Source organism: Pseudoalteromonas aliena (assembly GCF_038155085.1).
GTDB classification, from domain to species: Bacteria; Pseudomonadota; Gammaproteobacteria; order Enterobacterales; family Alteromonadaceae; genus Pseudoalteromonas; species Pseudoalteromonas aliena_A.
Window position 1 is genome coordinate 1 of the sequence record NZ_JBAKAU010000291.1, and the last position, 209, is coordinate 209.

Annotated in this window: 1 pseudogene; it reads left to right on the forward strand. The window is 31.6% G+C overall.

Annotated elements, in window-relative coordinates:
- A pseudogene (locus V6260_RS19450) lies at positions 1–209 on the forward strand (FecR family protein); the annotation flags it as partial.

Genomic DNA, 209 nt, shown 5'->3' on the forward strand with positions numbered 1-209 from the left:
GCCCAATTGTGCGATGAGTTATCTGTATTAAATGAGTTAAGTAATTTATATCCTCAACATAACAGCACTAAAGAATCTAAAAAGAAGTGGATGTATTCATACTCAATAGCTGCAAGTTTATTTGATGCATTAATGGTGTGTAGCCACTTATTAATTAATTTAGAAAGCGGCTATAACAAGGAGCTAGCTAGAATAAATTACACCAAAAT